The 6,534-nt window shown below is 57.8% G+C and carries 6 protein-coding genes and 1 pseudogene; all 7 read right to left on the bottom strand.

The annotated features are described in order from the left end of the window. A pseudogene (locus tag ACE3OH_RS17655) lies at window positions 1–393 on the bottom strand (MBL fold metallo-hydrolase); the annotation flags it as partial. Continuing rightward, on the bottom strand, window positions 390–995 hold the full coding sequence (locus ACE3OH_RS17660) for a hypothetical protein (protein ID WP_374356141.1): 606 nt from the start codon (window positions 993–995) through the stop codon (window positions 390–392). The pseudogene ACE3OH_RS17655 and the gene ACE3OH_RS17660, both read right to left, overlap by 4 nt. Before the next feature lie 43 nt (window positions 996–1,038). Continuing rightward, a complete protein-coding gene (locus tag ACE3OH_RS17665; RefSeq protein ID WP_374356144.1) occupies window positions 1,039–1,791 on the bottom strand; it encodes a type IV pili methyl-accepting chemotaxis transducer N-terminal domain-containing protein in 753 nt (250 codons plus the stop codon). Window positions 1,792–1,834: 43 nt separating this feature from the next. Beyond that, window positions 1,835–2,518 carry a respiratory nitrate reductase subunit gamma gene (narI, locus tag ACE3OH_RS17670; protein ID WP_374356147.1) on the bottom strand — a complete coding sequence of 228 codons (684 nt, stop codon included), beginning with the start codon at window positions 2,516–2,518 and terminating at the stop codon, window positions 1,835–1,837. 22 nt (window positions 2,519–2,540) lie between these two features. Further along, window positions 2,541–3,185 (bottom strand): nitrate reductase molybdenum cofactor assembly chaperone, encoded by a 645-nt coding sequence (gene narJ, locus ACE3OH_RS17675; protein WP_374356150.1) that lies wholly within the window; start codon window positions 3,183–3,185, stop codon window positions 2,541–2,543. 176 nt (window positions 3,186–3,361) lie between these two features. Next, a complete protein-coding gene (gene narH, locus ACE3OH_RS17680; protein ID WP_374356153.1) occupies window positions 3,362–4,924 on the bottom strand; it encodes a nitrate reductase subunit beta in 1,563 nt (520 codons plus the stop codon). Then, on the bottom strand, window positions 4,921–6,534 hold a 1,614-nt coding region (locus ACE3OH_RS17685; RefSeq protein ID WP_374356158.1), incomplete at its 5' end, for a molybdopterin dinucleotide binding domain-containing protein. The genes narH and ACE3OH_RS17685, both read right to left, overlap by 4 nt.

Here is a 6,534-nt window from a genome sequence, read left to right on the forward strand (position 1 = left end):
GTGCCCGACCGTTATTATTGCCCCATCATCGGGAATGGCTGACAAAGTATGCTCATTGCCACCAAAGTGCGGAATGAAACTCTTCCAAAGACCACTAACATGACAACTAATCTCTGGATTGAAGGCTAACCATAAGGCGAGCGAAGAAATAACATCAGGATCTTGGTGTGATGCAAATATTTTTCGAATAAGTTCGGGATTTCCTATCTCCGCCACGGCTGCAAATACTGCGGGAAATATTTCCATACCACCTGGGTCGGTCAGCAGCATTTCTTCGCCATGCCGAAGTAAGTATTCATTGGTATCAATCAAATATTCAGGCCTTGCTGGGTCACGGGCAATGGCATACCAACGATGTGTGCCTGACTCGAAAATTGCAGTGGCCTTTTTCATACAGCAGTCTCCAATGCGCGTCGCAGTGCTTGTAGGCTTGGCAAGATATAATCAACATGCTGCGAAAATTCCTCGGATGCTACAGCAAGAGCTGGATTGCCACTACCCGAATGCGCCGCTTCTATTTTGGCCGAGCGTGCAATCACTGTCCCAAATAGGCATGACTGATAAGCGGCTTCAACATACTCAGTCATTTTATTGTGTGCTCCTGCAATTTCATATTCGAGCTCCCTGGTCTGATCAGCAAGCTGCTTGTCAGCGAACACCAGCATCAGGTGCGGCAATGAATTTTGCGCTGCTTGTTGCAATAGCGCACGATGACGCCGCAGCTTAAGCTGCCGGGTAGCCAACCCAACCAGCAAACAACTGGTGACGGTTAATCCGCCCATCTGATCACGCAATTGCTTGCTGAAATCACGCAGTTCGTTTGATATTACGCCAAAGCCGCGCGCCCTTTCACCAAATTGCTTGGCAAGCAAGATCGCATTTAGCCCCAGTACGTTTACTTGAAATGCGCGTACTGCTACGGCTTTGATACCCTCTCGCAAGATAACGACCCGGCCAAGTTCATCGCTACCAGAATCGGAGGTGTGAGCATGCATTTGCACAAATCCTCGCCGTATTTGTTGAATATCGACCAAACACTTAACGCCGCGACAATAGATTCGCGACTTTTTCCATTACCTCGACAAGGTTCTCGCTACTGGTCGCCACATGGGCAGGGTCTCCGTTAGTCTGATTCAATGCAGCATCGAAGAAGAACCACTGCTGGCGACCCAGTTCCAACTCACGCTGTACGGTAGGCACAAGCTCACCGGCAAGCAGACCGCTCATCGCGCCTTGCAACTCCGCCCGGGTTTGCTCCGCCTGATCGCGCTGACTGTTACTGAGCTTTCCCACTCTCCCCAGCAAATAGTACTTAGCCATGCGTTGGCTCAGCATCCGGGTGCGTCCGGCGAGATTCACTTTGCGGCCGGCATCGCTACCAGCCTCGTCTTGAAGAACTAAAGCCAGGGCCTGGCAGCTAGCCAGCAATTTCTCGCCTTCGGTGTCCAGTTGTCGTAAGGCTTCCGCATTGCTGGCTGCAGGCAGCAGGAGAAGAAACCGTTGCCATTCCTCGCCTTCCTCGCGTAAAAGTTGTTGTGCAAGCGGACTGATCGCCTGAGACTTCAGCTCGCGCAGCGCAGTTTCGAATGCCTGTACCGACTCCGCTTGCTGCTGGCCGGCGCGTTCAGGCAACAACCGAAGGGCTAGTTGGATCCGATTCTTGATGATGCGCTGCCCCAGCATACGCTGGCGTCCGGCCAGGTTGACCGTATCCAGCGTGACCGGAGCAGCCAGCGCCGTGCCGATAGCGCAGACTGCCAACAAAACGTTAAGCAAGGCGGTTCTTATCATGGCGCTGTCCATTCCCGATAATTTGGCGTCGTCTATCTGAAACTCAGCGTGGACGTACCAACTGCCATGCACGCCCAAGGTAGCCAATCGAGGCGAAACCACTCCACACATGCACCAAGCGGGTAAACGGGAAGATCACGAACAAGCTCAGCCCCATAAACAGATGGGCCTTGAACAGCCATGGCGCAGCGACGATATAGTCAGCCGCATCGCCTCGGAAAGTAACAATGTGCTGAGCCCAAGTCATCAACAGCACCATCATATGGCCATCAAGATGGCTCGCTGACTCAACGATGGTGGAAAGGCCCAGCCCCAGCGTCACCAGCAGCCAAAGTAGCAGCACCTTGTCGCCCTTCTTGGTGACGGCGGCAATACGCGGCTCGGTAAGGCGACGGTGTAGCAGGATCAACAGCCCCAACATGCCCAGGCTGCCAAAAATACCGCCTGCGGTCATGGCGATCAGCTGCTTGGTGCTGTGAGCCACACCTAGGGCATCCCAGACCCATACTGGAGTAAGCAGGCCACCCAGATGGCCAAAGAACAGCCCGATCACACCCAGGTGGAACAGGTTGTTGCCCAGGCGCAAATTGCCAGTGTAAAGCATCTGCGAGCTGTCGCTTTTCCATGTGTATTGCTCACGCTCGAAGCGAGACAGGCTACCAAGGAGAAAGATCGCTAGAGCGATATAGGGATAAATGCCGAACAGAAATTGATGTAGGTAGCTCATGGTCACGGCTCCTGAATGGGGGTCAGTGCGCAGCAGCGCGCGGGTAGAACTGAACGGTGTGGGTGCCGCCAACTTGGGGTTTGAGCAAGGGTTCGACGCCATCGGCGCCGGGACCGAAGGTTTCCATGGCTTCATCCATGTCACGCACGGGCGGATCCGTCTGCTCACGCGGCTCGACCTTGGTGAGACCCCGCAACACGACAAACACGGCAGCATAGGGGCTTTCGTTGCGCGCCAACCGACTACCGATGGCGGCCAGTACATGGATGGCATCATCCAGCAGCGCCTCGGCATCAATAGGTTCGATCAGGCTCAGGTACTCCAGAAACAGCGGCACGTGGTCGGGCAATTCGGCCTCTTCTGGCTCGAAGCCGTGGCGCTGGTATTCCTGCAGCAGGTCCACCATGGCTTGGCCACGGTCGCGGCTTTCACCGTGAACGTGTTCAAACAGGTGCAGCGAATGCGAAGGATTGCGATCGAAGGTCGCAACATAGTTTTCTTGCAGCGCGATCAGGTCATGCTGAGCCAGGAAGGAAGTCAAAGGCTTCAGGGTCGCCCTGGCGTCGGGCTCGCCGGCTAGGGCCAAGTCGATCTCGGGCAGGGCATCGAGTAAATCCTGGCTGGGGTAGCTCAGCAGCGCGGAAAGAATGCGGTATAGCGTGGTCATGATTAGCTCCATCAGTTGTAAGGCTGCTCGATCAATATGCTGACGAGCGCTAGCGAGGTTCCCCCGCGGCGGCGAGGGTGGAGGGTGGGCTCACTCAGGCGTAGTCGCCATACCGGGCATACTGCGCTGCCGATTGAGCGACGGCTTCACCGTCGCCAGCCCAGCCCTCCGTCTTCTCACTCAACGTTCTCCGCTTTCCGCGACTTCGGCATGTGCACGAAAATCACACTACCTTCCGGCTTCTTGCCGAACAGCGAGCCCTCGGAAGTCCCCCCCGAGCAGCCGTTGCCGAAGGTAAAGCCGCAACTACCCTTCTCATTGAAGCTGTCCTCGACCATTTCTTTGTGGCTGGTCGGGATCACGAAGCGATCTTCGTAGTTGGCAATGGCCATGATCTGGTACATATCCTCGACCGTAGCGGCATCGAGACCTACCTTTTTGATCAGCGCTTCGTCGCCCTTGCCGTGCACCACTTCGCCGCGCTTGTAGGCACGCATGGCCAGCAGGCGCTCCAGCGCATCGACCACCGGCTTTTCCTTGCCGGCTGTCAAGAGGTTGGCCAGGTAGCGCACCGGAATACGCAGCGACTTCACATCGGGGATGATGCTGTCGCCCACCGTGGCATGCGGCATCTTGCCGGACTCGAACGCCGACTGGATCGGCGACAGCGGCGGGATATACCAGACCATCGGCAAGGTGCGGTATTCAGGGTGCAGAGGGAAGGCCACCTTCCATTCCATCGCCATCTTGTAGACTGGCGACTTGCGGGCAGATTCCAGCCAGCTTTCCGGAATACCCTGCTTGCGGGCTTCGGCAATCACGGCCGGCGAGTGCGGGTCGAGGAAGCACTTGAGCTGCGCTTCGTACAGATCCTGCTCGTTGGCCGTGGCGGCAGCCGCTTCGATCATGTCGGCGTCGTATAGCAGCACACCCAGGTAACGGATGCGGCCTACGCAGGTTTCCGAACACACGGTCGGCTGGCCGGCTTCGATACGCGGGAAGCAGAAGGTGCACTTCTCAGCCTTACCGCTTTGCCAGTTGTAGTAAATCTTCTTGTACGGGCAGCCCGAGATACACATGCGCCAGCCGCGGCACTTGTCCTGGTCGACCAGCACGATGCCATCGTCTTCACGCTTGTAGATCGAGCCGGACGGGCACGAAGCCACGCAGGCCGGGTTCAGGCAGTGTTCGCACAGGCGCGGCAGGTACATCATGAAGGTGTTCTCGAAGGTCGAGTACATCTCCTTCTGCACGCCTTCGAACAGGGCATCGCGGCCGCGCGAGCTGAATTCGCCACCCAGGTCGTCCTCCCAGTTCGGGCCCCATTCGATCTTGTCCATCTTTTTGCCGGTGATCACCGATACCGGGCGGGCAGTCGGCGGGGTCTGGCTTAGCGGCGCCTTTTGCAGATGCTCGTAGTCGTAGGTGAACGGCTCGTAGTAATCGTCAATGGCCGGCAGGTTCGGGTTGGCAAACAGGCTGGCCAGAATCTTCAGCTTGCCGCCCTGCTTGGGTTCGAGCTTGCCGTCGGCACGACGGACCCAGCCGCCGTTCCATTTGGACTGGTTTTCCCATTCCTTGGGGTAGCCAATGCCGGGCTTGGTTTCGACGTTGTTGAACCAGGCGTATTCGACGCCATCGCGGCTGGTCCAGACGTTTTTGCAGGTAACGGAACAGGTGTGGCACCCGATGCACTTATCGAGGTTCAGCACCATGCCGACTTGGGCGCGGATTTTCATTTGGCGACTCCTTCTACAGCCTGATCATCGTCGGCACGCGGCCCTTCCAGCCACTCCACCTTGTTCATCTTGCGCACCACCACGAACTCATCGCGGTTACTGCCCACGGTGCCGTAGTAGTTGAAGCCGTAGGCCTGCTGGGCGTAGCCACCGATCATGTGGGTCGGCTTGAGCACCGTCCGCGTGACCGAGTTGTGAATACCGCCGCGCTTGCCGCTGGTTTCGGCCCCCGGCACGTTCACGATCTTTTCTTGGGCGTGGTACATCAGGCACATGCCCTTCGGTACACGTTGGCTAACCACGACGCGGGCAGTCAGCGTGCCGTTGACGTTGAATACTTCCACCCAGTCGTTGTCGACCAGCCCGGCCTCTTTGGCCTCGACTTCCGACACCCATACGTGCGGGCCACCGCGCGACAGCGTCAGCATGCGCAGGTTGTCCGAGTAGGTACTGTGAATGCCCCACTTCTGGTGCGGCGTGATCCAGTTCAGCACCAGTTCGTGGTTGCCGTTGGACTTCTTGCCCAGCATCGGCTTGATGGTCTTGGTGTCGATGGCCGGCTTGTACACGCAGAAGCCTTCACCGAAATCCAGCATCCAGCGGTGATCCTGATAGAACTGCTGGCGGCCAGTCAGCGTGCGCCAGGGAATCAGCTCGTGCACATTGGTGTAGCCGGCGTTGTAGCTGACCTCTTCCGACTCCAGACCCGACCAGGTCGGTGCCGAAATGATCTTGCGCGGCTGCGACTGCACATCGCGGAAGCGGATCTTGTCGTGCTCGCGGCCGACTGCCAGATGGGTATGGTCGCGGCCGGTAATCTTGCTCAGGGCGTCCCAGGCCTTCACCGACACATGGCCATTGGTTTCCGGCGCGAAGGTCAGAATCATCTCGGCCGCGTCGATGGCCGTTTCCAGCCGAGGCCGCCCTTGGCTGACACCCGGTTCGGTCACGGTCTTGGTCAGCCCGGCAATCTCATGCACTTCGTGCTTGGTATCCCAGTTGATGCCCTTGCCGCCATTGCCCAACTTATCGAGCAGCGGACCGATCGAGGTGAACTTCTTGTAAACATCGTTGTAGTTGCGCTCGACTACCGTCATGTTCGGCGCGGTCTTGCCCGGAATCAGGTCGCACTCGCCGTGCTTCCAGTCCTTCGGCTCCAGCGGCTGACCGAGTTCGCCCGGGGTGTCGTGCATCAGCGGGGTCAGCACCAGATCCTTGCGGGTGCCGAGGTAGGGGCCGCCGATCTCGCTGAACTTCTTGGCCAACAGCTTGTAGATTTCCCAGTCGGTCTTGCTTTCCCACAAGGGTTGCACGGCTTCCGACAATGGGTGGATGAAGGGGTGCATGTCGGACGTGTTCAAGTCATCCTTCTCGTACCAGGTCGCGGTCGGTAGCACGATATCGCCGTACAGGCAGGTGGTGCTCATGCGGAAGTCCAGCACCGTCAACAGGTCCAGCTTGCCTTCAGCCGCCTGCTCGCGGAACTTCACTTCGGATGGCTTGATGGCATCGGCTTCGTCACCGAACAGCGCGTTCTGCGTGCCCAGCAGGTACTTCAAGAAGTACTCGTGGCCCTTGCCCGAGCTGCCCAGGATATTGGAGCGCCACAC

It is taken from the genome of Chitinimonas sp., from assembly GCF_041904975.1.
GTDB lineage: Bacteria > Pseudomonadota > Gammaproteobacteria > Burkholderiales > Chitinimonadaceae > Chitinimonas.

Bases quoted from the DNA above. Each gene is read 5' to 3' on its own strand.
- narH (WP_374356153.1), bottom strand. From the start codon at position 4,924: ATGAAAATCCGCGCCCAAGTCGGCATGGTGCTGAACCTCGATAAGTGC.
- narI (WP_374356147.1), bottom strand. From the start codon at position 2,518: ATGAGCTACCTACATCAATTTCTGTTCGGCATTTATCCCTATATCGCT.
- ACE3OH_RS17665 (WP_374356144.1), bottom strand. From the start codon at position 1,791: ATGATAAGAACCGCCTTGCTTAACGTTTTGTTGGCAGTCTGCGCTATC.
- narJ (WP_374356150.1), bottom strand. From the start codon at position 3,185: ATGACCACGCTATACCGCATTCTTTCCGCGCTGCTGAGCTACCCCAGC.
- ACE3OH_RS17660 (WP_374356141.1), bottom strand. From the start codon at position 995: ATGCATGCTCACACCTCCGATTCTGGTAGCGATGAACTTGGCCGGGTC.